Raw genomic sequence first — 322 nt, forward strand, 5'->3', positions numbered from 1 at the left:
AATTGGGCCTTACCGTTTTCAGCCGCCGGTTCCGCGTGGATCGACATCGGCCTTGCGCTCTCACTGTGCGTGCTGTTCGCGTGGATCGTGAACCGCCCGAGCAGCATCGTCGTGTCGGCGCTCGAACTCAAACCGCTCGACTATCTCGGCACGATCAGCTATGGCTTCTATCTGTTTCACAACCTCATTCCGTCGAAGCTCGGCTTCGCTCCAGCCTGGTTCGCGTGGCTGCGCGCGCCCGCATTGATCCACACCTTGAGTGCGCTTACGCTGCAATTCGCGCTTTCCATGCTGCTCGCGCATCTGTCGTGGCATCTGATCG

At 59.9% G+C, this 322-nt stretch carries 1 pseudogene; it reads left to right on the forward strand.

From position 1 onward, the window contains the following. Positions 1 to 322, forward strand: a pseudogene (locus tag SB753_RS35885) (acyltransferase); the annotation flags it as partial.

This window comes from Paraburkholderia sp. SIMBA_053, assembly GCF_046534895.1.
Classification (GTDB): domain Bacteria; phylum Pseudomonadota; class Gammaproteobacteria; order Burkholderiales; family Burkholderiaceae; genus Paraburkholderia; species Paraburkholderia caledonica.